The sequence below is a fragment of the Trinickia sp. Y13 genome (assembly GCF_029522115.1).
GTDB lineage: Bacteria > Pseudomonadota > Gammaproteobacteria > Burkholderiales > Burkholderiaceae > Trinickia.
Genome location: NZ_JAKWFK010000002.1, coordinates 14,791 through 38,337 on the forward strand (window position 1 = coordinate 14,791; position 23,547 = coordinate 38,337).

General features: G+C 64.7%; 25 protein-coding genes. 14 read left to right on the top strand and 11 right to left on the bottom strand.

The genetic code is table 11. The features are described from left to right. The first annotated feature begins 36 nt into the window (after positions 1-36). The 3 genes from kdsB to MMB74_RS03140 all read left to right on the top strand — a co-directional run bounded on the left by kdsB (position 37) and on the right by MMB74_RS03140 (position 2,693). Positions 37-855 carry a 3-deoxy-manno-octulosonate cytidylyltransferase gene (gene kdsB, locus MMB74_RS03130; protein ID WP_277427152.1) on the top strand — a complete coding sequence of 273 codons (819 nt, stop codon included), beginning with the start codon at positions 37-39 and terminating at the stop codon, positions 853-855. Positions 856-1,122: 267 nt separating this feature from the next. Further along, positions 1,123-1,785, top strand: a complete 663-nt coding sequence (gene adk / locus MMB74_RS03135; protein ID WP_277427153.1) for an adenylate kinase — start codon at positions 1,123-1,125, stop codon at positions 1,783-1,785. A 149-nt stretch (positions 1,786-1,934) separates the two neighbouring features. After that, positions 1,935-2,693, top strand: a complete 759-nt coding sequence (locus MMB74_RS03140) for a 3-hydroxyacyl-CoA dehydrogenase (protein WP_277427154.1) — start codon at positions 1,935-1,937, stop codon at positions 2,691-2,693. Between the two features lie 141 nt (positions 2,694-2,834). On the opposite strand, the gene MMB74_RS03145 is transcribed toward MMB74_RS03140, so the two are convergent. Together MMB74_RS03145 and murJ are read right to left on the bottom strand one after the other, a co-directional pair. Continuing rightward, positions 2,835-3,674: a SirB1 family protein gene (locus MMB74_RS03145; RefSeq protein WP_277427155.1), complete on the bottom strand. Its 840-nt coding sequence runs from the start codon at positions 3,672-3,674 to the stop codon at positions 2,835-2,837. A gap of 5 nt (positions 3,675-3,679) precedes the next feature. Then, complete coding sequence (gene murJ / locus MMB74_RS03150; protein WP_277427156.1) at positions 3,680-5,230, bottom strand: murein biosynthesis integral membrane protein MurJ; 1,551 nt, start codon at positions 5,228-5,230, stop codon at positions 3,680-3,682. Positions 5,231-5,776: 546 nt separating this feature from the next. Between murJ and rpsT the strand changes: the two genes are divergently transcribed. Then, complete coding sequence (gene rpsT, locus MMB74_RS03155) at positions 5,777-6,055, top strand: 30S ribosomal protein S20 (RefSeq protein ID WP_277427157.1); 279 nt, start codon at positions 5,777-5,779, stop codon at positions 6,053-6,055. 211 nt (positions 6,056-6,266) lie between these two features. Here rpsT and MMB74_RS03160 read toward each other — a convergent pair whose 3' ends face one another. Next, positions 6,267-6,596 carry a DUF3579 domain-containing protein gene (locus tag MMB74_RS03160; protein ID WP_277427158.1) on the bottom strand — a complete coding sequence of 110 codons (330 nt, stop codon included), beginning with the start codon at positions 6,594-6,596 and terminating at the stop codon, positions 6,267-6,269. Positions 6,597-6,831: 235 nt separating this feature from the next. On the opposite strand from MMB74_RS03160, the gene argF reads away from it, so the two are divergent. Next, positions 6,832-7,761 carry an ornithine carbamoyltransferase gene (gene argF / locus MMB74_RS03165; protein ID WP_277427159.1) on the top strand — a complete coding sequence of 310 codons (930 nt, stop codon included), beginning with the start codon at positions 6,832-6,834 and terminating at the stop codon, positions 7,759-7,761. Between the two features lie 40 nt (positions 7,762-7,801). On the opposite strand, the gene murB is transcribed toward argF, so the two are convergent. Continuing rightward, positions 7,802-8,836 carry a UDP-N-acetylmuramate dehydrogenase gene (gene murB / locus MMB74_RS03170; protein WP_277427160.1) on the bottom strand — a complete coding sequence of 345 codons (1,035 nt, stop codon included), beginning with the start codon at positions 8,834-8,836 and terminating at the stop codon, positions 7,802-7,804. A 237-nt stretch (positions 8,837-9,073) separates the two neighbouring features. Between murB and MMB74_RS03175 the strand changes: the two genes are divergently transcribed. After that, positions 9,074-9,559 carry a YajQ family cyclic di-GMP-binding protein gene (locus tag MMB74_RS03175; RefSeq protein WP_277427161.1) on the top strand — a complete coding sequence of 162 codons (486 nt, stop codon included), beginning with the start codon at positions 9,074-9,076 and terminating at the stop codon, positions 9,557-9,559. Between the two features lie 40 nt (positions 9,560-9,599). Here the strand turns inward: MMB74_RS03175 and plsY are convergent, their stop codons facing one another. From plsY to queG, 5 genes are all read right to left on the bottom strand, one after another. After that, entirely contained in the window at positions 9,600-10,253 is a 654-nt protein-coding gene (gene plsY / locus MMB74_RS03180; RefSeq protein ID WP_277427162.1) for a glycerol-3-phosphate 1-O-acyltransferase PlsY, read from the bottom strand. Positions 10,254-10,333: 80 nt separating this feature from the next. Next, positions 10,334-10,825 (bottom strand): Cys-tRNA(Pro) deacylase, encoded by a 492-nt coding sequence (gene ybaK / locus MMB74_RS03185; protein WP_277427163.1) that lies wholly within the window; start codon positions 10,823-10,825, stop codon positions 10,334-10,336. A 76-nt stretch (positions 10,826-10,901) separates the two neighbouring features. Next, a complete protein-coding gene (gene xerD / locus MMB74_RS03190; RefSeq protein WP_277427704.1) occupies positions 10,902-11,822 on the bottom strand; it encodes a site-specific tyrosine recombinase XerD in 921 nt (306 codons plus the stop codon). A 77-nt stretch (positions 11,823-11,899) separates the two neighbouring features. After that, positions 11,900-12,385, bottom strand: a complete 486-nt coding sequence (locus MMB74_RS03195) for a methylated-DNA--[protein]-cysteine S-methyltransferase (RefSeq protein WP_277427164.1) — start codon at positions 12,383-12,385, stop codon at positions 11,900-11,902. 27 nt (positions 12,386-12,412) lie between these two features. Continuing rightward, entirely contained in the window at positions 12,413-13,642 is a 1,230-nt protein-coding gene (gene queG, locus MMB74_RS03200) for a tRNA epoxyqueuosine(34) reductase QueG (RefSeq protein WP_277427165.1), read from the bottom strand. Between the two features lie 17 nt (positions 13,643-13,659). Between queG and tsaE the strand changes: the two genes are divergently transcribed. The 4 genes from tsaE to trxA all read left to right on the top strand — a co-directional run bounded on the left by tsaE (position 13,660) and on the right by trxA (position 17,738). After that, positions 13,660-14,208, top strand: coding sequence for a tRNA (adenosine(37)-N6)-threonylcarbamoyltransferase complex ATPase subunit type 1 TsaE (gene tsaE / locus MMB74_RS03205; RefSeq protein ID WP_277427166.1), 549 nt, complete (start codon positions 13,660-13,662; stop codon positions 14,206-14,208). Continuing rightward, positions 14,190-15,767 (top strand): N-acetylmuramoyl-L-alanine amidase, encoded by a 1,578-nt coding sequence (locus MMB74_RS03210; RefSeq protein ID WP_277427167.1) that lies wholly within the window; start codon positions 14,190-14,192, stop codon positions 15,765-15,767. Before tsaE ends, MMB74_RS03210 begins: the two co-directional genes overlap by 19 nt. A gap of 116 nt (positions 15,768-15,883) precedes the next feature. Then, on the top strand, positions 15,884-16,765 hold the full coding sequence (locus tag MMB74_RS03215; protein WP_277427168.1) for a pirin family protein: 882 nt from the start codon (positions 15,884-15,886) through the stop codon (positions 16,763-16,765). Between the two features lie 124 nt (positions 16,766-16,889). Then, positions 16,890-17,738 (top strand): thioredoxin, encoded by an 849-nt coding sequence (gene trxA, locus MMB74_RS03220; protein ID WP_277427169.1) that lies wholly within the window; start codon positions 16,890-16,892, stop codon positions 17,736-17,738. Between the two features lie 90 nt (positions 17,739-17,828). On the opposite strand, the gene MMB74_RS03225 is transcribed toward trxA, so the two are convergent. Further along, the gene (locus tag MMB74_RS03225) at positions 17,829-18,710 is read right to left on the bottom strand and encodes a tRNA threonylcarbamoyladenosine dehydratase (RefSeq protein ID WP_277427170.1); all 882 of its coding nucleotides are present in this window, start codon (positions 18,708-18,710) and stop codon (positions 17,829-17,831) included. 187 nt (positions 18,711-18,897) lie between these two features. On the opposite strand from MMB74_RS03225, the gene pdxH reads away from it, so the two are divergent. The 3 genes from pdxH to MMB74_RS03240 all read left to right on the top strand — a co-directional run bounded on the left by pdxH (position 18,898) and on the right by MMB74_RS03240 (position 22,154). Further along, positions 18,898-19,536, top strand: coding sequence for a pyridoxamine 5'-phosphate oxidase (pdxH, locus tag MMB74_RS03230; RefSeq protein ID WP_277427171.1), 639 nt, complete (start codon positions 18,898-18,900; stop codon positions 19,534-19,536). Positions 19,537-19,716: 180 nt separating this feature from the next. Beyond that, a complete protein-coding gene (locus tag MMB74_RS03235; RefSeq protein ID WP_277427172.1) occupies positions 19,717-20,937 on the top strand; it encodes a cyclopropane-fatty-acyl-phospholipid synthase family protein in 1,221 nt (406 codons plus the stop codon). A 35-nt stretch (positions 20,938-20,972) separates the two neighbouring features. Beyond that, positions 20,973-22,154 carry a DUF72 domain-containing protein gene (locus MMB74_RS03240; protein WP_277427173.1) on the top strand — a complete coding sequence of 394 codons (1,182 nt, stop codon included), beginning with the start codon at positions 20,973-20,975 and terminating at the stop codon, positions 22,152-22,154. Positions 22,155-22,193: 39 nt separating this feature from the next. On the opposite strand, the gene msrA is transcribed toward MMB74_RS03240, so the two are convergent. Beyond that, the gene (gene msrA / locus MMB74_RS03245; protein ID WP_277427174.1) at positions 22,194-22,745 is read right to left on the bottom strand and encodes a peptide-methionine (S)-S-oxide reductase MsrA; all 552 of its coding nucleotides are present in this window, start codon (positions 22,743-22,745) and stop codon (positions 22,194-22,196) included. A 286-nt stretch (positions 22,746-23,031) separates the two neighbouring features. Here msrA and MMB74_RS03250 point away from each other — a divergent pair, with 286 nt between their 5' ends. Beyond that, the gene (locus MMB74_RS03250; RefSeq protein WP_277427175.1) at positions 23,032-23,541 is read left to right on the top strand and encodes a flavin reductase family protein; all 510 of its coding nucleotides are present in this window, start codon (positions 23,032-23,034) and stop codon (positions 23,539-23,541) included. Positions 23,542-23,547: the final 6 nt, after the last annotated feature.

Sequence of the window (23,547 nt, forward strand, 5' to 3'; positions counted from 1 at the left end):
GTCCCAACGCGTATTGGCTCCGCTCGCTCATCTCCGATGACCGCCTCCTTCCTTCCGGACGCGCCGCCTTTCGTCGCCGTCGTCCCTGCGCGTCTCGCCTCGACGCGCCTGCCGGAAAAACCGCTGGCCGATATTGCCGGCAAACCGATGGTCGTACGCGTCGCCGAACGTGCGCGTGAAGCGGGCGCCGAGCGTGTGCTGATCGCAACCGACGATCCGCGCGTGCTTCAGGCCGCGCACACCCACGGCTTCGAAGCGTTGCTCACGCGCGCCGATCATCCGTCCGGCACCGACCGCCTTGCCGAAGTCGCGGTGCGGCTCGACTTGGCCGACGATACGATCGTCGTCAACGTGCAAGGCGACGAGCCGCTGATCGACCCGGCGCTCGTGCGCGACGTTGCGTCGCACCTTGCGACGCATCCCGACTGCGCGATCGCCACAGCCGCGCACCCGATCTCCGATCCGGCCGAAGTCTTCAACCCAAACGTCGTAAAAGTCGTGCTCGATGCGCGCGCCGTCGCGCTGTACTTCTCGCGCGCGCCGATCCCTTGGCTGCGCGACGCCTATCAAGGCCAAACGAGCGCACGAGCGATCGACGTCCGCGCGATGCCCGCAGCGCCCGCCGACACCGTCTTCCGGCACATCGGCCTTTACGCTTACCGTGCACGCTTTCTGCGCACTTACCCCAGCCTCGCGCAGGCGCCGATCGAGCAAGCGGAAATGCTCGAACAGTTGCGCGCGATGTGGCACGGCGAGCGCATCGCGGTGCGCGTCACGCACGAAGCACCGGCGCCGGGTGTCGATACGCCCGCCGATTTGGAGCGCGTGCGCACACTTTTCCTGTCGAAAAGCTAACCTTCTTTTTCCTGTCGAAGGCCTAACGCATGGCATAATCAGGGCCGATTGCGCGAGCATTCGCACTATTCGCTTCCGATTCCCGTTCGTCCGCCGTGTCGCCCGTGAGCGGCTTGCGCCTCGTTCCGAACGATGCGACGAGCCTCATGCGGCCGCCGCGCGTTTGCGCCGCCGACGGCCCGATTCGTCGAAGCAAAAGCGTATTGCGCTTGGCCATTGCGCCTTGTTTTTCGCGCCGCAGCATTCACAACAATTCGGAGAATGAGCATGCGTTTGATCCTGTTGGGCGCACCGGGCGCCGGCAAGGGCACCCAGGCTAACTACATCAAAGAAAAATTCGGGATCCCGCAGATTTCGACCGGCGACATGCTGCGCGCTGCCGTCAAGGCGGGCTCGCCGCTCGGCGTCGAAGCGAAGCGGTACATGGACGCGGGCGAACTCGTGCCGGACGCGCTGATCATCAATCTCGTCAAAGAGCGCCTGCTGCAAGACGATTGCAAGAACGGCTATCTGTTCGACGGTTTTCCGCGCACGCTGCCGCAAGCGGAAGCGATGAAAGACGCCGGGGTCGCGATCGACTACGTGCTCGAGATCGACGTTCCTTTCGACGAAATCATCGTCCGCATGAGCGGCCGCCGCACGCATCCGGCATCGGGCCGCAGCTATCACGTCAAATTCAATCCGCCCAAGGTCGAAGGCAAGGACGACCTGACCGGCGAGCCGCTCGTACAGCGTGAAGACGACAAAGAGGAGACGGTGAAGAAGCGTCTCGATGTCTACGTCGCGCAAACCAAACCGCTCATCGACTACTACCAGCAATGGGCGCAGCGCGGCATCGAAAATGGTCTGAGCGCCCCGCAATACCGCCGCATTTCAGGCCTTGGCAGCGTGGACGAAATTCGTCAGCGCGTGTTCGAAGCGCTGAAGTAACGCCCCGGCAACGCCGTGCAACCCGCCCTACCGGCGGGTTTTTTTGCGCCCGCGACCGTATACAATCGTCGGCGGCCCGAAAGCCAAGCGGTCACGAGCCGTGCGGAGCCGGGCCTGCACCCTCTCAGAACACGTAAGGAGCCTTTAGCATGGAGATTCGCGGCAACGCATTTTTGGTCACCGGCGGCGCGTCGGGTCTGGGGGCGGCAACCGCACGCCTGATCGCGGAACAAGGCGGCAAGGTCGTGATCGCCGATTTGAACGAAGATGCAGGTCGGGCGCTCGCTAGCGAGTTGGGCGGCGTCTTCGTCAAGTGCGACGTCAGCCGCGAGGCCGATGCCACGCAAGCGGTCGAAGCGGCTACGAGGCTCGGTCCGCTCGTCGGGCTCGTCAACTGCGCGGGCGTTGCGCCGGCCATCAAGACGGTCGGCAAGGACGGGCCGCATCCGCTCGACAAGTTCCAGCGCACGATCGAAATCAACTTGATCGGCACGTTCAACATGCTGCGGCTCGCGGCCGCCGCGATGGCGAAGAACGAGCCCAACACGAACGGCGAGCGCGGCGTCATCGTCAATACGGCTTCGGTCGCCGCTTTCGACGGGCAGATCGGGCAAGCCGCGTATGCAGCCTCGAAGAGCGGCGTGGCGGGCATGACGCTGCCGATCGCGCGCGACCTCTCGCGCAATGCGATCCGCGTGATGACGATCGCTCCCGGCATCTTCGAAACGCCGATGCTCCTCGGCATGCCGAAGGAAGTGCAGGATGCGCTTGGCGCCATGGTTCCGTTCCCGCCTCGTCTCGGCAAGCCCAGCGAATACGCGATGCTCGTGAAGCAGATCTTCGACAATCCGATGCTCAACGGGGAAGTGATCCGTCTGGACGGCGCAATCCGGATGCAGCCGAAGTAAGCTACAGGGCGGCCGCCCGCCCGTACCGAATGCAAACGCCCGCCGGCGCGCAAGCGCCGAGCGGGCGTTGTGTCGTTGTGTTGAGGTGTTTCGAGAAGCGGTGGTGTCGGGCGACGCGCGGAACGCCGCACGTATCGGCAGTCAGTCGCCGCTGGAGTTCGCCCGCTGACGCAACTCGCTCAATTGCGACTCGACCGCCGTTGCATCCTCGGCATCGGGCCGCTCCTCCAGGTAGCGCTCGAGGTCCTCCAGCGCCGGCCGCAAGTAATCGAGCCGAGCGTAGGCGAAGCCGCGATCGCGCACTTCTTCGATGTTCTCGGGCAGTAAAACGACGAGCCGCTGCTGCACTGCGAGCAGCCGCTGCCACCGTTCGGTTTGCAGGTAAACGGCTTTCAGGTTGCGCAGCATGCGCGCGAGAATCTCGCGCGGCGTGGCCGGCTGCAGCAGCATGCGCAGCGCCGTGCCGACCGACTGCTCGGTGTGCGAGATGTACGGCTCGAGCATGTCGACCATCTGCGCCTCGGACAGCGACTGCCCCGTCGTCGGATCGAGCATGACATCGCCTTCCGGCAGTGTGACACGCATGAGGAAATGGCCGGGGAACGAAACGCCTTTCACCGGAACGCCGATCTGCTCGCCCAGCTCGAGATAGAGCACCGCCAGCGAAATCGGGATACCGCGCCTGCGCTTGAGCACGATATTCAGATGGCTGTTGTCCGGGTCGTAGTAGTCGTTCAGATTGCCGGCGAAGCCGAGCTCGCGAAAGAAAAAGCGGTTCAATACGCCGATTCTTTCGGTCAGATCCGCGGCCTCTGGCAAGCGTCGCCGCAAGCGCAACGCCAACTCGTCGAGCTCCGCCAGCACCGCTTCGATATCGAGATCGGGGTACGCATCCTGAGCGAGCGAGATCGCCGTTTCGGTGAGCGGCAGGGTGTCGTCGTCGGCAACGAGGGTGGCAAAGTAATCGAGAACGGATGTCATAGCCGTCACTTGGCACGCCTTCTGAAGTACGCGTATTTGAAGCCCATCAGCCAGAGCATACTGAAATATAGCGCGGCGAACAGCACGATACACGCCGCGAGCAACGCAATGCGCGCGACGGGGCGCGCGTGCAGCCCAATCCAGTCGAAATTGATCGCGCACCAATGCATGGCGCCCGCGAGCATCAACGAGGCGCCGGCCAACTGCACGAAAAAGCGCAGCCAGCCGCTCGACGGCGTATAGATGCCGCGCCGACGCAATCCCACGAACAACAACGATGCATTGACGCAAGCGCCGAGCCCGACGCTGAGCGTCAATCCGGCATGGGCGAACACCGGCACGAACACGTAGTTCGACAGCTGTGTGACGACCAGCACGGCGATGCCGATCTTCACGGGCGTCTTGATGTCCTGCTTGGCATAAAAGCCCGGCGCGAGAATCTTGATCAGGATGAGTCCGATCAAACCGACGCCGTAGGCCGTCAGCGCGCGCGCCACCATCACGACGGAGCGGCCGTCGAAGTGCCCGTAATTGAAGAGGGTCGCGGTGAGCGGTTCGGCGAATATGAACAGCGCGAGCGCGCTCGGCACAGCAAGCAGGAACGTCACTCGCAAACCCCAATCGAGCAGCGACGAATATTCGTGCGGATCTTGGTCGACGTGCGCCTTCGACAGGCTCGGCAGCAAGATCGTGCCGAGTGCGACGCCGAGCAAGGCCGTCGGAAACTCCATGAGCCGATCGGCGTAGTTGATCCACGAGACGGCGCCCGGCCCCAAGCGCGACGCGATATTCGTGTTGATGATGAGGCTCAGTTGGGCGACCGACACCGCGAACGTGGCCGGCACCATCTTCAGCAGCACACGCTTGACGCCGCGATGCGCGAGCGCCGCGATCGGATTGAACCCGATGCGTGGGGCCATGTCGATTTTGCCGAGCGCAGGCAGTTGCACGAGAAACTGCAGCAGACCGCCGACGATCACCGCCCATGCAAGGGCGAGCACGGGCACCTTCATATGGGGCGCGACGAAAACGGCCGCGACGATGAACACGAGGTTGAGCAGCACCGGCGCGAACGCCGGCAATGAAAAGCTGCCGTACGTGTTGAGCACGCCGGAGGCGAGCGTGGTCAACGAAATGAAGATGATGTAGGGAAACATGATGCGCGTCATCGACGTCGCAAGCACGAAAGCCTGCCCGTCCTCGCGCAGACCCGAGGCGACCACGTAGACGACCCACGACGCGCCGAGCACGCCAAGCACCGAGACGAGCGCGAGCGCCCAAGCAAGGACCGTCGACATGGCATCGACGAGCGCTTTGGTGGCATCGTGCCCTTGGCTATTCTTGAACTCGGCAAGGATCGGCACGAAAGCTTGCGAGAACGCCCCTTCCGCGGACAAGCGCCGCAGCAGGTTCGGAATGCGAAAGGCGACGTAAAATGCGTCGGTGAATTGGCTGGCGCCGAACGCGCGCGCAATCAGCGTTTCGCGGGCCAGACCGGTCACGCGCGAGAGCAGCGTGAAGCCGCTGACCGTCAGCAGGGCTCGGAATAGATTCATGGGGCGCTCATTATACGGACACCCGCGGCTCGGCCACACGGATATCGGAAGCCAGCGAGCCACGTCGCCGCCGTGCCGGCGGGGGTCGAGACATCGGCGCGCGCACGTGCGCGCGTCACGGGGAGCGCCGCTTGCGGGCGGCGCACCGTGGGCGCAAGCGGCCCGGCCAATCACAGATCCGGGCGTTTCGACCGGCAAAGCGGCGGCGGGTTGCAAGCAAGCGCGATTCCCCTCGCGCTTGCCATGTACCTGATTTTGTTGCTATACTCGCGCGTTTCGAAGCTCGACCTCGGTCGCCAGCCGGCTTTTTCTCGTTTTCAGCCGGCCCAGGTTGCCGCCCGAAAGGCCGGCTAAGGACCCGCGGCGAGCGGTGTCGCGCAGTAACTAGGCGCGTGCGTTGTTCGCGGCAATTCGCGAAAACCGTCAACACGCTACGCCGATGTTTTTTGCGCCTCTGGGCAATCGCTTCCAGGGGTATGGACCAAAAAGCGGCACTCGATCGGCCTACCGGCCGGGCGCCGAAACAGTACAGGACAAGGAACTCTCATGGCTAACTCCGCACAAGCACGCAAGCGCGCCCGTCAGGCCGCCAAGGCGAACTCGCACAACTCGGCGCTGCGCTCGAAGTACCGCACGGCGCTCAAGGCCGTTCGCAAGGCGATCGACGCCGGCGATCAAGCCAAGGCAGCGGAACTCTTCCGCGCGTCGGCCAAGACGATGGACATCATCGCCGACAAGAAGATCGTTCATAAGAACAAGGCCGCTCGTCATAAGAGCCGCCTGGCAGCAGCCATCAAGGGTCTGCAAGCCGCCGCCGCACAGTAAGGATGCGATGAGCGAGGCGCGCGACGCCTCGCTTCGTGTGCGGAACGTCCATCGGGCGCGCCCGCCGCAATAGCACCCATCAGCAAAAAGGCCCGCAGTTCAGAACTGCGGGCCTTTTTGCGTATTAATGTTCGAGCGATGCATGTTCGGTGCGGCGACGCACCCGGCAGATTCGATCTCTGCTCGAACAGGAAGCGGCCGCTCTTTCGGCCTATCTCCGGCGAGACGCCCCGTGATCGTCGGGCAGCTCGCACGCCTCGGTCACGACCAGATCGTTGTCTTTCGCGAAGTTCATGACGAAGTCGAACGCCATCGGCTCGATATCGCGCAGACGCGAATCGACGATGACACACTTTAGATCGCCAAGAAGGATGGGACGAACGTAGCGCGAGTACTGCAACCGCGCGTTGGGACCTTGGGCGCCCGGGCCGTAGCAGGACATGACGCCTGCGAGACGCTCGGACCAATCACTTGGACGGAACTTCTTTCCGTTCTTCGTGATGCCTTGAATGAAGTATTCAGTGTGGGATGCTTCGGCCATGTAAGAAACCCATGAGACTTGCCCGAAGCCTGCCCGCCGGGCTTGGGAAAACTCATCAATTATATCACTCCAGCGGGTCTTTGCCGCACTGCACACAAACGGGGCAGCGCCACGGCGCGCGCCCTGGCGGCTCGTCAAACGGAAAAAAATCCTTTATGCTGCATGGAGTTACCACATCCGACGGCGGCGCCGTCCGGTGCCGGCGCACCGGGTCAAGCCCGCCGTATTTGTTTTCATGGCCGCCAAACAAATCCGTCACTACCTGCAGTTCAACGACTTTTCTCGGGACGACTACGAGTACGTGCTAGAGCGTGCGCGCATCCTGAAACGCAAGTTCAAGAACTACGAAACCTATCATCCGCTGCACGACCGCACGCTCGCGATGATTTTCGAGAAGCACTCGACGCGCACGCGCCTGTCCTTCGAAGCCGGCATTTTCCAGCTCGGGGGCCACGCCGTGTTCATGAGCACGCGCGATACCCAGCTCGGTCGCGGCGAACCGATCGAGGACGCCGCCCAGGTGATCTCGCGCATGGTCGACATCATCATGATCCGCACCTTCGGGCAAGACATCCTGCGCCGCTTTGCCGAGAATTCGCGCGTGCCCGTCATCAACGGACTGACGAACGAATACCATCCGTGCCAGGTCCTTGCCGATATTTTCACGTTCTACGAGCACCGCGGCCCCATCGCCGGCAAGACTGTGGCCTGGGTCGGCGACGCCAACAACATGCTCTACACGTGGATCGAAGCGGCGCACATTCTCGGCTTCAAGCTGCGCGTGTCGACCCCGGCCGGCTATAAGCTCGACCCGGCGCTCGTGGCGCCGGAAACCGAGTCGGCCTACGAGGAATTCGAGGATCCGAACGTCGCATGCGAAGGGGCCGACCTCGTCACCACCGACGTTTGGACCAGCATGGGTTTCGAAGCCGAGAACGAGGCGCGCAAAGCCGCGTTCGCGCAATGGTGCGTCGATGCCGACATGATGGGACGCGCGCAAGCCGACGCCCTGTTCATGCACTGCCTGCCCGCGCACCGCGGCGAGGAAGTCAGCGCCGAAGTCATCGATGGGCCGCAAAGCGTCGTATGGGACGAAGCCGAGAACCGGCTGCACGTTCAAAAAGCGCTGATGGAGTTCTTGCTGCTCGGCAAGCTCAACCACTGACGGGCTCGGCGGGCCCGAGCGGCTTGCGTTGCTCCGCGGTTCAAATCACCACGGGCTCGGCTTCGAGGCAAACCCCGAAACGCGCGCGAACGTCTTCCTGGATGGCTTGCGCGAGCGCAAGCACTTGCGCCCCCGTCGCGCCGCCGCGGTTCACGAGCACGAGCGCTTGCCGCTCGTGCACTGCCGCCGCGCCGATCGCCCGCCCCTTCCAACCGCAGCGATCGATGAGCCAGCCGGCCGCCAATTTGAAGCGCCCGTCGGCTTGCCGATAGGATACGATTTGCGGCTCGCGCGCATGCAGCGCTTCGAACATCTGCGCGTCGACAACCGGATTCTTGAAGAAGCTGCCTGCATTGCCGAGCTGGGCAGGATCGGGCAATTTCGCGCGGCGCACCGCCACCACCGCATCGAAAATCGCTTGCGGCGACGCTTGCGCGCCGCTCGCTTGAAGTGCACGTGCGACGTCGGCGTACTCCGCGCGGGGCGCCCACGCCTTCGGCAAGCGGAATGTAACCGAGGTGATCGCAAAGCGCCCGCGCCCTTCCCGCTTGAAAAAACTATCGCGATAGCCGAAACGGCATTGCGCCGCATCGAGTTCGCGGGTTTCGCCCGTCGCCAGTTCCACGACGCGCAGCGAGGCGAAGCGCTCGGCCATCTCGAGCCCGTAGGCGCCGATGTTTTGAACCGGCGCCGCCCCCACCGTCCCGGGGATCAGCGCGAGGTTTTCGAGGCCCGGCAGCCCCTGCGCGAGCGTCCATGCAACGAACTCGTGCCAGTTTTCCCCCGCGGCGGCTTCGACGTACCAAGCTTGATCGTCTTCGCGCACGAGACGTTTGCCCGCAAGGCAGACGAGCATCGCAACGCCCTCGAAATCGCGCGTGAGAACGACGTTGCTGCCTCCGCCCAGCACCAGATGCGGTAGACCCGTCACGCGCGGGTCGCGCAAGACGGCCGCGAACTGCTCGGGCGATTCGATGCGGCAGAACCAGCGCGCAAACGCCTCGAGACCGAACGTGTTGTGCCCGCGTAGGGAATAGTGGGACAAAAGAGGCGGTACGGTATCGGAAACGGACATCGGCAGGGGCGCGCTTGCGTGTGCAGCCGGACAAACCGTCGCACAATGCGATGCATGTCGCTGCGCGACGCCCGTCCGGCGTTTTCTCGGAAGAAAGGCGTCGGTAAAATGGCGGTCGGTCGTGATTATAGCGAGTGCGCGCCGTGCCACGGCGCCGCGCTCATGCAAGCCATTGCGGCGGCCGTTGGCGCTTCATGCGTTGCACTGCCGTCCCACCCACAGTCTGGAGAAACGAATATGCCGTCGTTCGATGTCGTCTGCGAAGCCAATATGATCGAGGTCAAGAATGCGATCGAGCAATCCAACAAGGAAATCTCCACGCGCTTCGATTTCAAAGGATCGGACGCGCGAGTCGAGCAAAAGGAGCGCGAACTGACGATGTTCGCCGATGACGACTTCAAGCTCGGCCAAGTCAAAGACGTGGTGCTATCGAAGATGGCCAAACGCAACGTCGATGTGCGCTTTCTCGATTACGGCAAGATCGAGAAGATCGGCGGCGACAAGGTCAAGCAGGTCGTCACCATCAAGAAGGGCGTCTCGGGCGATCTCGCGAAGAAAATCGTCAAGCTGGTCAAAGACAGCAAGATCAAAGTGCAGGCCAGCATTCAAGGCGACGCCGTGCGCGTGACGGGCACCAAGCGAGACGATCTGCAAAGCGTCATCGCCATGCTGCGCAAGGACGTGACCGATACGCCGCTCGACTTCAACAACTTCCGCGACTGACGCGTTCAGCCTGCGCGTGCACGGCGCGCCCGCGCAGCTCTCAATGCTTGCGCGCGTGGGCGCCGGCGCTATCGTGCTTGGCGCCGGCCGTCGCCTTCTTTTCTCCGATCCGGCTTTCGGTGCCGGCGATCAGCTTGGCGATGTTGGCGCGATGGCGCCACAGCAGCAGCGCGCTCATGGCGAACACGGCCCAAGCGATGCGATTGGGGCCGAATAGGAATAGGTCGAACAGCGGCGCAAAGACGGCGGCGACGATCGCGGCGAACGACGAATACCGAAAGAAGAACGCGATGATGAGCCAGGTCAGCACGGTCGAAAGGCCGAGCACCGGGTGGATGGCAAGCAGCACGCCGGCAGCGGTGGCCACGCCCTTGCCGCCCTTGAACTTGAAAAAGACGGGATATAGATGCCCGAGAAAGACGGCGATCGCGGCTAACGCCACGGCCGTGTCGTCCAAGCCATAGCGCGGGCCGAAGCGGGCCACGAGCCAAACGGCCAACCAGCCTTTGAACGCGTCGCCGAGCAGCGTGAGGATGGCGGCAGCCTTGTTGCCGCTGCGCAGGACGTTCGTGGCGCCGGGGTTCTTCGATCCGTAGGACCGCGGATCGGCGAGCCCCATGGCGGCGCTGACGATCACGGCGAACGAGATCGATCCGATCAGATATGCAGCAACGGTAGCGATCAACATTTGCATAAACGACACTCTTTCGATTGGGCGGGCATCGCCCGGTAAACGCGCGGGCGGCTCATTCTACGCGGCTCGCGGCGCACGGTTCATTCGCTGCTTGCGCACTGCACCGGGCGCGCATCGAGCAACGCGGTCAGCACCGAGGGCGCGAGACTGACGAGGTAGCCGCGGCGTCCGCCATTCAGATAGATCGAATCGAGTTCGAGAATGCTCGATTCGACGTAGACCGGCATCGTCTTCTTCGTGCCGAACGGCGACGTGCCGCCGACGAGATAACCCGAATGGCGATTGGCGACCTCGGGCTTGCACGGCTCGACGCGCTTCGCGCCGATTTGCCGCGCGAGGTTCTTGGTCGACACCGTGCGATCGCCGTGCATGAGGACGATGAGCGGTTTTCCGTGCTCGTCTTCCATGACGAGCGTCTTCACGACGAGGTGCTCGTCCACGCCGAGCTGACGCGCCGATTCGGCCGTGCCGCCGTGCTCGACGTAATCGTACGGGTGCTCGCCGAAACTCACGTCATGGCGCCGCAAGAACTGCGTCGCCTGGGTCTCCGAGATATGTTTGCTTTTGCTCATCGGCGCATTGTAAGCGCAACCGCGCCGTGATTTCACGTCGCGGCCGGGGCATCGCGCCAGGGCGAACGCGATCGGCTCAACCGCGCGGGTGATGGATTGCATGCAGCGTCTTCAAGCGCTCGCGCGCGACGTGCGTATAGATTTGCGTCGTCGAAATATCGGCATGGCCGAGCAGCAGCTGCACCACGCGTAAATCGGCCCCGTGATTGATGAGGTGCGTCGCGAACGCATGGCGCAGCGTATGCGGGGACAGCGGCGTTCGGACATCGGCCGCGCGCGCATGCCGCTTGATGATGTTCCAGAATTGCTGGCGCGTCATGCCTTCGCCGCGGGCGGTCACGAACAGCGCGTCGGCCGCGCGCGCGGCCATCAATGCGGGCCGCCCCTCCCGCAGGTAGCGCGTGATCCAGCCGTGGGCCACTTCGCCGAACGGCACGAGCCGCTCCTTCGAGCCCTTGCCCATGACGCGCACGACGCCTTCGTTCAAGCCCACTTCGACGGTTTTGAGCAACACGAGCTCGCTCACGCGCAGGCCGCTTGCATACATGAGTTCGAGCATCGTGCGGTCGCGCAGGCCCAGCGCCGTCTCGACGTCGGGCGCGGCCAGCAGCGCTTCGACCTGCGCTTCGGTCAACGTCGACGGAAAACGCGGCGCTTGCTTCGCCGATCGAATCCGCATGGTCGGATCGTTCGTCACGCGATGCTCGCGCAGCGCCCACGCGTAGTAGCGGCGAAAAACGGAAAGACGGCGGTTGGCCGAAGTCGTCTTGCCGTCGCTGCGCGCCGCGAGGTAGCCATTGACGTGCCCCTCGGCGGCCGCATCGATGCCGACGCCGTGCGTGCGCGCGAGCCAATCGGCGAAGAGCCGAAGATCGCGCCCATAGGCGTCGAGGGTGTTGCGTGCAAGCCCGTGCTCGAGCCATAGCGCGTCGGAGAAGGCGTCGATCGAGCGCTGGTTGCCGGACTGCAGCGTGAGCGTCGCGGCATCGGGCGGCATCTGGCCGGGCGATGCGGCGCCCTTGGACGTCTCCAGAACATCGAGCGGAGCCACGGGCGGCGGCGCGTTCGTCTCGCTCATAGGGCAAGCGCGAGTTGATTGCTCTCGTGCATGAGCAGCCAGCGCTTGACGCGCGGGTAGAAACCATCGCCGCCGTGATGCGAGAACCCGCCAAGTCCATTCGCGCCCACGACGCGGTGACACGGAATCACGAGCGGAAACGGATTGTCGCCGCACGCTTGCCCCACCGCGCGCGGCACGCCGCCGATCTGCCGCGCCAGCGCGCCATAGGTGAGGACGCTGCCGAGGGGAATTTCGCACATCGCTTGCCACACGCGCCGTTGAAACGGCGTGCCGACATCGGCGAGCGGCAACTCGAACGGCGCGGTAGGATCTGCGAGATAGCGCTCGATCTGCAGCGCGGCCCGCTCGGCCAGCGCGGAATCAGGCGCCGATGCCGGAATCGAATCGTCCAGATAGACGATCTCGCGCACAAAGCCAGCCGTGGCGTCCACTTGCACGCCGACCTTGCCGAACGGTGCGATCACGACAGCGTTGTACATCGATTCTCTCCGGTAACGGGCACAAGCTTACGCCGCTTGCAGCGCCCATTGCACGTGCTCGCGCACGAGCGGCGATGGGTCGTCGGCTCGCGCGCGCAACGCCGCGACGATGCGCGCTCTTTCGGCCTCATCGATTGCGCCGCGCAGCGCGTTGCCCATCGCCACCGCCAAATTGCGCAGCCATTGCTCGTGGCCGATGCGCCGGATCGCGCTACCTTGCATGCGTTCGTCGAACGCTTCGGCGCTCCACGCGAACAGATCGACGAGCCGCGCTCGATCGAGCCCATGACGCACGTCGAAATCGTCGACGGGCGCAGCATGAGCAAACTTGTTCCACGGGCACACGAGCTGACAATCGTCGCAGCCATAGATGCGATTGCCGATCAGCGGACGCAGCGGCTCGGGGATGCTGCCCTTGAGCTCGATCGTCAGATACGAGATGCAACGGCGCGCGTCGACGCGAAACGGCCCGACGATCGCGCCTGTCGGGCAGGCGTCGATACAACGCGTGCACTGCCCGCAATGGGCGCCGGCCTCGCGCGTCGCGCGCTCGGGCGCGTTCTGCGCATCGGTCGGCAATGGAATGTCGACGTAGATTTCGCCGAGAAAGAACAGCGAACCCGCGTCGCGCTCGAGCAGCAGCGTGTGCTTGCCGCGCCAACCGATGCCGGCCTTTTGCGCCAGCGCGACTTCAAGCACCGGCGCCGAATCGGTGAAAACGCGATAGCCGTACGCGCCGGCCTCGCCCTCGATGCGCTCGGCCAATTGCTGCAGACGCTGACGCAGCACCTTGTGGTAATCGCGGCCGCGGGCGTAAACCGAGACCACGGCCGCCGACGGATCGGCCAAACGCGCCAACTCGCGCGCGCGCCAATCGCGCTTCGCGCCGCCCAGCGCAGCTGACGATGTGCTTTCAGGCGCGGCCGTCGCGAGCGTCGCCGCGGGCATATAGGCCATCCGGGCGGTGATGACCCGTCGCGTACCGGCCACAAGCTCGGCCGGCCGCGCGCGTTTGGCGCCATGTTTGGCCATATAATCCATTTCGCCGTGGCAACCCGCCTCGAGCCAAGCGGCAAGCGCCGCTTCCGCTTCGGAAAGATCGGTGTCGCTAATTCCGACGGCGCCGAACCCGAGTTCGCGGCCCCATGCCTTGATGCGCGCGGCAAGCGCAGCCAAAGCGGCATCGTCGAGGGGCGGGGTAGCAGGGCCGGCCGCATGGCACGCGCCGGCGCCGGCCTGTTCGGAACTTCGTTTCATCCCGCTATTTTACGAGAATGCCCGTCTCGCCCGATCCGTCGCTTGTTCCCCACGCGAAAGTGCTTCTCGAGCGCCGCTTCACGCTCGATCGCCTCGCGGCCACCGACGCATTCGGCGAGCGCTTCGCGCATGCCATCGATCAGGTGCGCCGAACACCGGGCTTCACCGGCCTGCACGTGCAGTTGCTCGGCGATTTGGGCGCCGGCAAGACCACGCTCGTGCGCGCCATCTTGGCAGGGCTCGGCCATTCGGGCCGCGTGCGCAGTCCCACTTACACGCTCGTCGAGCCCTACACGCTCGGGCGCGAACCAAGCGAAGGCGGCTCGCTCGAAGTGTTTCATTTCGACCTCTACCGCTTCGCCGATCCGGCGGAATGGGCCGACGCCGGTTTTCGCGAATACTTCGATCGAGGTGCGATTTGCCTCGTCGAATGGCCGCAAAAGGCGGGCGCGCTGCTCGCTACGCCCGATCTGGTCTTCGCGCTCGATACGCTCGACGACGAGCGGCGCCTGCTCGACGCACGCGCGTACAGCGAATCAGGAAAAGCATGTCTCGAAAGATGTTGATCAAGCCGTTTAGATCGATCGAATCGGCCGCGACGGCCACGCATAATTGGCGCCGCCGCCAAATGCTGCGCGCGGGCGCGTCCACGCTCATCGTCGGGCTCGCCACGTCGCTCGGTCTCGCGCGCTCGGCGCTGGCCAGCTCGGTGCTGGGCGTGCGCGTCTGGCCCGCGCGAGATTACACGCGCGTGACGATCGAGTCGGACCAGCCGCTCCAATCCACGCAACAGTTGTTGCAAGGGCCCGACCGCCTCGTCGTCGATCTGGACGGTCTCGATCTCGATCAGGCGCTGCGCGATCTCGTGTCGAAGATCACGCCGAACGATCCGCAGCTTCGCGCCGTGCGCGTGGGCCAATTCCAGCCGCACGTCGTGCGCCTCGTATTCGATCTGAAGGGTTCGGTCAAGCCGCAAGTTTTCTCGCTGCCGCCCGTCGGCGCCTATCGCTACCGTTTGGTCCTCGATTTGTATCCAGCCGTCGCGCCCGATCCGCTGATGGAATTGCTGGCGGAAACCGAACGCAAAGAAAAGCGCTTGAACCAGAATGAGCGTAGCCAAAACGCGCTGCAGCCGGCGCCTGCCCCGCTCGCCGGCCCCACCGCCCCGCCGCCCGCAGCGACGGACAACAGCGAAGCCTTCTTCGAGCGCTATGCGCAAAGCACGCCGCCGGGCGCGCCGGGTCCTTCCCGCCCAAGCGCGAACGGCGCCGCCGGTAACGCGCGCAAGCCGGCAAAGCCCGCCGCACAGCCGCCCACCTTCGCGCAGCACAAGCCCGAAGGCAGCAATTCCGGCAGCGACGGCCTAGCCGACGGCGACACCTACACCTTCACTACGCCGAAAACCGGCAAGACCGTACGGCTGTTGACCGTCGCCGTCGATCCGGGACATGGCGGCGAAGACCCGGGCGCGATCGGCAGCGCCGGCACGTACGAGAAGCACGTGGCGCTCGACATCGCCAAGAAATTGCGCGCGATGATCGATGCCCAGCCGAACATGCGCGCGATGATGACTCGCGACGCCGACTTCTTCGTGCCGCTGCAAGTGCGCGTGCAAAAGGCGCGGCGCGTCGGCGCGGACCTGTTCGTCTCGATCCACGCCGACGCCTTCACGACGCCTCAAGCGCGCGGCTCGTCGGTATTTGCGCTGTCCGAGCACGGCGCGTCGAGCGCCGCGGCGCGCTGGATGGCCAACAAGGAGAATTCGTCCGACCTGATCGGCGGCATCAACGTCAAGACGGCGGACGAATCCGTGAACCGCGCGTTGTTCGACATGTCGACGACCGCCCAGATTCGCGACTCCCTGCGCTACGGCTCGTTCGTGCTCAAGGAAGTGGGCGAGATCAACAAGCTGCACAAGGGCTCGGTCGAGCAAGCGGGCTTTGCCGTGCTCAAAGCGCCCGATATTCCGTCGATCCTCGTCGAAACAGCGTTCATCAGCAATCCCGAGGAAGAGGCTCGCTTAAATGACGACGGCTATCGCACGGAGATGGCGAGCGCGATCCTGAAGGGCATCAAACGTTACTTCGCGGCTAACCCGCCGCTCGCCAAGAATCGGATGGCGTGACGGCGCGCGATGGGCGCGCGGCGCTGTGCTCGGCCCGCCGCACGCTGGGCCGCTCGAACACGCCGAGCGCAGGCGCCGCCCGCAGTACAATGATCCGCCGATCTAAGGAGCGCGCCTTGCCGTCATCCGTCAAAGCCATTCTCAAGCCGTCGATGCGCGACATCGGCAGCCTCACGGTTCGCCGCGTTCTACCGGCGCTCGCCGCCCGGCTCGTCGGCCCGTTCATCTTCTTCGACCATATGGGCCCTGCGCGCTATGCGCCCGGCACCGGCGTCGACGTGCGGCCGCACCCGCACATTGGCCTCGCAACCGTCACGTATCTGTTCGAAGGCGCGATGCTTCATCGCGACAGCGTCGGCTCCGTGCAAAAAATCACGCCGGGCGACGTCAATTGGATGACGGCCGGCCGCGGCATCGTCCACTCCGAGCGCACGCCCGACGAAGCGCGCGCGCGCGGGCAGGTCCTGCACGGCATCCAGACCTGGGTCGCACTGCCGCTCGCCGACGAAGACGCGGAACCGGCATTCGAGCATCACGCGGCGGCCACGTTGCCGCAACTCGAACGCAACGGCGTCGCGTTGACCGTCATTGCGGGCAGCGCATTCGGCGCGCAGGCGCCAACCCGCACTTTTTCACCCACGCTGTACGTCGCCGCGAGCTTTTCCCCCGACGGCGCAGTGGCGCTCGAGCCCGAACACGAAGAGCGCGGCGTCTATCTCGTCGACGGCGACCTCGCGATCGACGGCGAGCCGCTCGCCGCCACCCACATGGCCGTGCTCGTCCCCGGCGAGACCGTCACGCTCTCGAGCCGCGCGGGTGCGACGGTGATGCTGCTCGGCGGCGCGCCGCTAGAGGGCGAGCGCTTCATCGACTGGAATTTTGTCGCGAGTTCCCGAGAAAAAATTGCAAGCGCGAAACAAGCTTGGGCTGCGCAAACGATGGGCAAGGTTCCGGGCGAAACCGAATGGATCCCGCTCCCGGAGCGCCCGTCCCATTAGCAGGCAGGCCGACGCCCGCCTGCACAGGCCGCTGCGGCCTCCCACTATCTGAACCGCTCGACCGTTGAAATGGCGCGCGTGAGCCCCTATCTGCGCCATTGATCAACGCCTAACGAGGGAGATCATGAACACCACCCTAGCCACTTTCGAAAACGACGTGATCGAGGCTTCCGCGCTCGTTCCCGTCCTCGTCGATTTCTGGGCGCCGTGGTGCGGCCCGTGCAAGTCGCTCGGCCCGTTGCTGGAGAAACTCGAGCATGACTACGCCGGCCGCTGGCGCCTCGTTAAAGTCAACGTCGACGAGAACCCGCAACTCGCCGCGCACTTTCAGGTGCGCAGCATTCCGCACGTGGTCGCGTTTGCGAGCGGACGGCCGGTCGATCAGTTCACCGGGGTGCTGCCCGAAAGCCAATTGCGCGCCTTCATCGAGCGCCTCGTGCCGAATCCGGCGCAGCTCGAGCGGCGCGCTGCCCTCCAGGCCCTGCAAGAAGGCCAAGGCGCGCTGGCGCGCGACCACTTGCTAGCGGCGCTCGCGCTCGATCCGGGCTTCGACGAGGCGCGGCTCGATCTGATCGAGCTGTTGCTCGACGAAGATCGGAGCGACGACGCACGCCGCGAAGCGGGGCTGCTTTCGCCGAAGACGACGCAGGGCATCGACGTGCGCTACAACGCGCTCAAGACGCGGCTCGACGCACTCGATGCGGTGGCGGAGCTGCCGTCGACGGATGCGCTCGAAGCCGCCGTGGCGGCCGATCCGGCCAACCTCGACGCGCGTTTCGACCTGGCCAACGCGCTGATTGCGCGACGCGCGTACGAACCGGCGCTCGGCCACCTGCTCGAAATCGTCAGGCGCGATCGCTCGTTCAGGGACGACGTCGGCCGCAAGACCATGCTGTCGGTGTTCGACTTGGCGGCGCACGACCACGCACTCGTCTCGGCGTGGCGCCGCAAGCTCAGCGCTGCGCTGCATTGACGCAGCGGCGGCCATGGCTGCCTCGTGCCTCCCGCCGCCCCCACGCCCCGCTAGCCGGCCGCACCGAGCGAAACCGCTAGCGGCCGCGCGTCATCCGGCGGCGTTCGCCGCCTTGGCCAACGCGCGCAGCACGTGGGCCGCGGCGGCGAATCCAAAGCTCGCGGTCACGCACACGCTCGAGCCGAACCCCGCGCAGTTCAGGCCGACAGGCCCGGCGTGCCCGGGCGACGTCGTCACGTGCTGGGCGACGTCGTCCATATCGCAAACGGCCGCCTCGGGGTAGACGAGCGGCTCGTCCGAATACACCGCGCTGACCTTGAACTTCGCCTTGGGCCCGCGCGGAAAGCCATGCTGCTTGCGCAACTGCGCGCGCACCTTCGAGAGCAGCGGGTCTTGAATCGTCAACGCGAGGTCGTCGATCCGAATGCGCGTCGGGTCGAATTGGCCGCCGGCCCCGCCGACGGTGACGAGCGGTTGCTCGTGCGCGACGCACCAAGCGATCAGCGCCGTTTTGGTGCGCACGCTGTCGATCGCATCGACGACATAATCGAAGCCGCCGCCAAGCAATGCGTCGAAGTTTTCCGGCTCGACGAAATCCTCGACCCGCACGACCTGGCACTGCCGGTCGATGAGCGCGATGCGCTCGGCCATGGCATCGACTTTCGGCTTCCCGTAATTGCCGTCGAGCGCGTGGACCTGGCGGTTCGTGTTGCTTTCGGCCACGTTGTCGAGGTCGATCAACGTCAGCTTGCCCACGGCGCTGCGCGCGAGCGCTTCGACAGCCCAAGAGCCCACCCCGCCGATGCCGATGACGGCGACATGCGAGCGTTCGAACGCGGCGAGCGCGCTCGGGCCATAAAGCCGCGCGACCCCGCCGAAGCGTCGCTCGCGATCTGCGGTTTCGGGCGCGTCGACAAGCGCCGGTGCGGGAGTAAGATCCGGATTGAGCACAGTGGCGCGAAGGCTGGACATGATGCGTGACAATGATGCGAACGAAGCTCGTATTGTGCCTCATCGGCCCGCGCCGAGCCGCTCGCGGCCGCCCGGGCGCGGCGCCAACGAACTCGGGGACGATCCTCTCGCTGCGGCTGGCCGACACGCGGCACGTTTTTTCCGGGTTGGCTATACTGACCCCCGACTGAAGCGGTCACATAAGAATATGACTACCCTCTCCGATCTCCGTAAAGACTATGCCCGCGGCTCGCTCGATGAAACGAGCGTCGACGCCGATCCGATCCGCCAATTCGAGACTTGGTTCAAGCAAGCGCTCGATGCCCGGCTGCCCGAACCCAATACGATGACGCTCGCCACCGTGGACGGGCGCGGCTATCCCTCGGCGCGAATCCTGCTTATCAAGGGCGTGGACGAACGCGGCTTTGTCTTCTACACGAATTACGAAAGCCGTAAAGGCGCCGATTTGGCGGTCAACCCGCACGCGAGCCTGCTGTTCTATTGGATCGAGCTCGAACGCCAAGTGCGGGTCGAAGGCACCGTGGTCAAGACCGGCGCCGAAGAAAGCGACGCGTACTTCCAATCGCGCCCGCTTGGCTCGCGCATCGGCGCATGGGCGTCGGAGCAAAGCCGTCCGATCGAAAGCCGGGCATTGCTCGAAGCGCGCGAAAAATCGTTCGCCGAGCGCTTCGGGGATAATCCGCCGCGCCCACCGCACTGGGGCGGCTACCGGCTCGTGCCGGAGACCATCGAATTTTGGCAAGGACGGCCATCGCGGCTGCACGACCGGATCCTTTACACGCGCGAGAGCGCCGGCGACTGGCGCATCTCGCGCCTTGCGCCCTAGCGGCGAGCGCGGTGCGCCGCACGAAGCCCCCGGGCTCTCCGGCCGCGAGCGTGGTGCGCTAGGGCGCGCCGCTCGCGCGTCGCTGCAACGAATTGAAATCGCCGCCCGCGTTCGCGCGCGAGCTGCGGACGGCTGCTTTGCTCTGCTTTGCATTTTCAACGACGAATACGGAGAAAAGGCATGTTCTGGGAGAAAAAGCTAGCACAGTGGGTGGACGACGTACGCGATAAAACGAATCTGCCGGCGCGTCTCGTCTTATGGAATGGGCAGCAACTCGACTTCGGCAGTTTCGCCGCGCCGCAAGTCACGCTCAAGGTCAATAGCGCTTCGGCATTGCCGCTTTTGCTCGAGCCCAGTCTCGACAATCTCGGCGAAGCCTACGTGAAAGGCAAGATCGACATCGAGGGCAAGCTCTCGGACATCATCACGGTCGGTTATTCGCTCGCCAAAAGCACCGTAACGAGCGCGAGCAAATTAGCCCGCGTGCGGCGCTATTTCAATCACACGAAAGCGTCCGACAAGAAAGCGATCCAGTATCACTACGACGTCTCGAACGAGTTCTATCAGCTTTGGCTCGACGAGAACATGGTCTATTCGTGCGCCTACTTCGAGAACGGCGACGAAGATTTGGCCACCGCGCAGATCAAGAAGATCGATCACATCCTCACCAAGATCCAAGTTCAACCGGGCCACAGCCTGCTCGACATCGGCTGCGGCTGGGGCGCCCTCGTGTTGCGCGCGGCGAGCAAGTTCGGCGCGCGTTGCGTAGGCGTGACGCTGTCGCAGAATCAATTCGATTTGGCCACCGAACGCGTGAAAGCGGCGGGTCTCGCCGATCGGATCGAAATCCGTTTGCAGGACTATCGCGACATCGAAGGCCAATTCGACCGCATCACGAGCGTCGGCATGTTCGAACACGTCGGCCGTAAGAATCTGCCGATCTACTTCGGCAAGATTCGCGAGTTGCTCACCGACGACGGCATCGCGATGAACCACGGCATTACGTCGACCGATTACGACAGCGGTGAAACGGCGCTCGGCGGCGGCGATTTCATCGATCGCTACGTGTTCCCGGACGGCGAGCTGCCGCATATCAGCCTCGCGCTCGAAGCGATGCAGCGCGGCGGTCTCGAGCCGGTCGACGCCGAAAGCTTGCGGCGCCATTACGCGCGCACGCTCGAAATCTGGACCGAGAACTTCGAGGCCAAGAGCGAAACGCTGAAAGGGCTCGTCGACGACGAGAAGTTCCGCATTTGGCGCGTGTACCTTGCGGGCTGCGCCTATGCATTCGAACACGACGACGTCTCGCTGTTCCAAATCGTCTGCCGCAAAGCCGGCCGCAGCGCCCAAACGTTGCCTTGGTCGCGCCGCTACATGTACGATCGGCCGCTTGGCGCATAGCGTGGAATTGGGCCCATGGGCGGGCCCGGCATTCGATGGCAGAAGAGAACGACGACCCGCAATTCGATTTATTCGGCGAATCCGACGCCGGCCCGCCTCAGCCGGCGCCACCTCGCGCGCCCCATCCGCCCACGAGCGGCCGGCATCCCGCCGCCGGCGACGAGGCGCCCGGCCAGCGCCCGCGGCGCGCTAAAGCCGTGCTGCCCGCGACACCTTCCCCCGAAGTACTGGAGGCGGCACAGGCGCTGCCGCGGCAGGTGCATCTGGGCACTTCGTCGTGGTCTTTCCCAGGCTGGGAAGGCATCGTCTACGGGCAAGCCTACAGCGACGCCAAGCTCGCGCGCGACGGTCTCGGCGCCTACGGCGCACATCCGCTGCTGCGCACGGTCAGCATCGACCGCTCGTTTTACGCGCCGCTTTCAGTGGCCGATTACCTGCGCTATGCGCAACAGGTTCCCGACGGCTTTCGCTTCATCGTCAAAGCGCCTGCCTCGGTAACCGATGCCACGTTGCGCGCGGAACGCGGCGTGCCGATCGCCGACAATCCCTGCTTCCTCGACGCGCAGCTCGCCAGCCGTGAATTCGTGACGCCCTGCCTGGAAGGGCTCGGTGCGAAGGCGGGTGCGCTCGTGTTCCAATTCCCGCCACTTCCCGAGCGCATCCTGGCCGACCCCGCCGCGTTCGTCGACAGACTCGGCGCGTTCTTCGATGCACTGCCGCCATTGCCCTCGTTCAGCGCGAACCCCGCCCATGCATTCGATCCCTGCTACGCGCTGGAAATCCGCGATGCGTGCTTGCTCACGCCGCGCTTGATCCGCATGCTGCGCGAACGCGGCGTGCGCTATTGCGTGGGGCTGCATGCTCGCATGCCCGAGCCGTTGCGCCAAGCGGCCGCGCTTGCGCTGCTCGACGGCGACGCGCCGCGCGGGCCGCTCATCGTGCGCTGGAGCCTGCATGGCGGCTTCAAGTATGAGCAAGCGAAGGCCAAGTACGAACCGTTCGACAAGCTCGTCGACGAAGACCCGGCCACTCGCGCCGCGCTCGCGGACCTCGCCGCCCGGTATGCCATCGCGGGCCAGCCCGTGTTGATCGTCACGAACAACAAAGCGGAAGGCTCGGCGCCCCTGAGTTGCGTCGCGCTCGCACGCGAGATCGCAGCCGCTTGCGCTCGGTTGCGCGAAGAGGCGCAGCCGAGCGAGGGCGCAGCGGCGGCATAAGCGCGAGCGGGCCGCGTGGCACGGCGCGGCCGGCGCGGTTCACGCGCCAGGGCGCATCCAGCTCGCAAACTTCGCGCGGAACTTGGCCACCTTCGGGGCGACGACGAACGTGCAATAGCCTTGCTCGGGATGCTGCGCGAAATAACGCTGATGATAGGACTCGGCGGGCCAGTAATTGCCGTCGAGCGGTTCGATCTGCGTGACGATCGGCGCATCGTAGACATGGTCGCGTTCGAGCTCGCGAATCGCCTCGAGCGCGATGTCGCGCTGGCGGTCGTCATGCGTAAAGACGACCGAACGGTACTGCTCGCCCACGTCGTTGCCCTGGCGGTTCAGTTGAGTCGGATCGTGGATCGCAAAAAAAATCTTCAAAATCTCGTGGTAGCTGATCTGCGCAGGATCGAACTCGACTTTGACCACCTCGGCATGCCCCGTCCCGCCGTCGCACACCTGCTCGTACGTCGGATGCGCGAGCGCGCCGCCCGCGTAGCCCGATTCGACGCTCCTGACGCCCTCGACATCGGCGTAGACGGCCTCTAGGCACCAGAAGCATCCGCCGCCCAACGTGGCGGTTTCGCTCGTCTGACTCATGGCTTTCGCTCTCCTATCTCAAGCACGACACGGTGCAGTGCGGCAGCGCCCATACGCTGCGCTCAGAGAGACAAGCTTAGTGCGTTTTGAGACAACCTGCGACGGCGATCGGCGCTCGAGGACGACGCCGCGATGCGCGGTGCGGCAAGATGACCCGATTCCATTAAAATCTCAGCTTACTCGCCGACTTAAGCAACGAAATTTCAATTTTGGACTTCTTCTTTTCGCCCGCGCTCCCGTATGGGCTGCCTTCTGCGGCCGCCTCGCAAGCCGGAGCCGTGGCCCCATGAAACGCGCCAGCCCTCCGAATTTCGACGTCGCCGCCTTTCGCCACGCGCTCGGTCAGTTCGCCACAGGCGTAACGGTCATCACGACGCGCGCGCCTTCGGGGCAACTGATCGGCATCACGGCCAGCTCCTTCAACTCGGTGTCGCTGAACCCGCCGCTCGTGCTGTGGAGTCTCGCGACGAAGTCGGCCTCGATGCCCGTCTTCCAGATGAACAGCCATTACGTGGTGAACGTGCTGGCGGCCGAGCAGCTCGATCTGTGCAAACGCTTCGCGACGGTGAAGGGCGACCGCTTCGCCGGCGTCTCGCACGCGGCCAGCGACACGGGCATGCCCGTGCTCGACGGCGCGCTGGCGTGGTTCGAGTGCCATAACCGCAGCCGCTACGAGGAAGGCGACCACGTGATCTTCGTGGGCGAAGTCGAACGCTGCGGCGTACATCCGAACGCCGACGAAATCGCCCCGCTCATTTTTCATGGCGGGGCGTTTCACGCGGTCAAGCCGCTTTAGATCCCC

Coding starts and splice junctions, on each gene's coding strand:
- MMB74_RS03250 (WP_277427175.1), top strand. CDS start 23,032: ATGAAACGCGCCAGCCCTCCGAATTTCGACGTCGCCGCCTTTCGCCAC.
- rpsT (WP_277427157.1), top strand. CDS start 5,777: ATGGCTAACTCCGCACAAGCACGCAAGCGCGCCCGTCAGGCCGCCAAG.
- ybaK (WP_277427163.1), bottom strand. CDS start 10,825: ATGAGCAAAAGCAAACATATCTCGGAGACCCAGGCGACGCAGTTCTTG.
- MMB74_RS03145 (WP_277427155.1), bottom strand. CDS start 3,674: ATGACATCCGTTCTCGATTACTTTGCCACCCTCGTTGCCGACGACGAC.
- argF (WP_277427159.1), top strand. CDS start 6,832: ATGGCCGCCAAACAAATCCGTCACTACCTGCAGTTCAACGACTTTTCT.
- MMB74_RS03175 (WP_277427161.1), top strand. CDS start 9,074: ATGCCGTCGTTCGATGTCGTCTGCGAAGCCAATATGATCGAGGTCAAG.
- MMB74_RS03140 (WP_277427154.1), top strand. CDS start 1,935: ATGGAGATTCGCGGCAACGCATTTTTGGTCACCGGCGGCGCGTCGGGT.
- murJ (WP_277427156.1), bottom strand. CDS start 5,230: ATGAATCTATTCCGAGCCCTGCTGACGGTCAGCGGCTTCACGCTGCTC.
- MMB74_RS03195 (WP_277427164.1), bottom strand. CDS start 12,385: ATGTACAACGCTGTCGTGATCGCACCGTTCGGCAAGGTCGGCGTGCAA.
- xerD (WP_277427704.1), bottom strand. CDS start 11,822: ATGCCGCCCGATGCCGCGACGCTCACGCTGCAGTCCGGCAACCAGCGC.
- MMB74_RS03225 (WP_277427170.1), bottom strand. CDS start 18,710: ATGTCCAGCCTTCGCGCCACTGTGCTCAATCCGGATCTTACTCCCGCA.
- kdsB (WP_277427152.1), top strand. CDS start 37: ATGACCGCCTCCTTCCTTCCGGACGCGCCGCCTTTCGTCGCCGTCGTC.
- plsY (WP_277427162.1), bottom strand. CDS start 10,253: ATGCAAATGTTGATCGCTACCGTTGCTGCATATCTGATCGGATCGATC.
- murB (WP_277427160.1), bottom strand. CDS start 8,836: ATGTCCGTTTCCGATACCGTACCGCCTCTTTTGTCCCACTATTCCCTA.
- MMB74_RS03210 (WP_277427167.1), top strand. CDS start 14,190: ATGTCTCGAAAGATGTTGATCAAGCCGTTTAGATCGATCGAATCGGCC.
- MMB74_RS03240 (WP_277427173.1), top strand. CDS start 20,973: ATGGCAGAAGAGAACGACGACCCGCAATTCGATTTATTCGGCGAATCC.
- queG (WP_277427165.1), bottom strand. CDS start 13,642: ATGAAACGAAGTTCCGAACAGGCCGGCGCCGGCGCGTGCCATGCGGCC.
- adk (WP_277427153.1), top strand. CDS start 1,123: ATGCGTTTGATCCTGTTGGGCGCACCGGGCGCCGGCAAGGGCACCCAG.
- msrA (WP_277427174.1), bottom strand. CDS start 22,745: ATGAGTCAGACGAGCGAAACCGCCACGTTGGGCGGCGGATGCTTCTGG.
- MMB74_RS03235 (WP_277427172.1), top strand. CDS start 19,717: ATGTTCTGGGAGAAAAAGCTAGCACAGTGGGTGGACGACGTACGCGAT.
- tsaE (WP_277427166.1), top strand. CDS start 13,660: ATGCCCGTCTCGCCCGATCCGTCGCTTGTTCCCCACGCGAAAGTGCTT.
- trxA (WP_277427169.1), top strand. CDS start 16,890: ATGAACACCACCCTAGCCACTTTCGAAAACGACGTGATCGAGGCTTCC.
- MMB74_RS03160 (WP_277427158.1), bottom strand. CDS start 6,596: ATGGCCGAAGCATCCCACACTGAATACTTCATTCAAGGCATCACGAAG.
- pdxH (WP_277427171.1), top strand. CDS start 18,898: ATGACTACCCTCTCCGATCTCCGTAAAGACTATGCCCGCGGCTCGCTC.